The 529-nt window shown below is 61.4% G+C and carries 1 pseudogene; it reads right to left on the bottom strand.

Going from position 1 to position 529, the window contains the following annotated elements:
- Positions 1-529, bottom strand: a pseudogene (locus AO388_RS04945) (AMP-binding protein); the annotation flags it as partial.

Below are 529 nucleotides of genomic sequence, written 5' to 3'. Positions count from 1 at the left end.
CGATATCGTGCTCGCCGTGTTGCAGTTCCAGCACGTTCCTGACGACTTCGATGCTCCCGCCCGAGGTCAGCGGCGCGAAGCACTCGTAGACCGCGAGGTCGAAGTTCAGCGAAGNACGCCTTTTGGCAGGCCGGTCGAACCCGAGGTGTAGATCAGGTACGCCAGATGCGCTGAAGTCAGCCCCGGCACCTGCGGGTTCTGGACGGATTCGTCCTGCCAATCGTTCAGATCAAGATTGATAACAGGCACCGAAACGTCGGTCAGCAGCGCTTCAGTTGCCGACTGCGCCAACACAGCGGCAGGCACGCTGTCCTGCAACATGTAAGCAATACGTTCCGCTGGATACGCCGGGTCGAGCGGCACATAACCGCCGCCCGCCTTGAGGATCGCCAGTAGATCCCGACCCGCGAATCCGGCTGCACGCCCTGCTTGCGCAAGGCATGCGCCAGGCGGTTGGCCTGCTCGTTAAGCTCGCGATAGGTCAGATTTTGTTCGCCATGCACTACGGCCACATCATCTGGCGTGCGCT

It is taken from the genome of Pseudomonas sp. ICMP 10191, from assembly GCF_001467335.1.
GTDB classification, from domain to species: Bacteria; Pseudomonadota; Gammaproteobacteria; order Pseudomonadales; family Pseudomonadaceae; genus Aquipseudomonas; species Aquipseudomonas cerasi.
The sequence above is the reverse complement of the archived record's forward strand: the minus strand, read 5'-3'. Positions and strand labels throughout refer to the sequence as shown.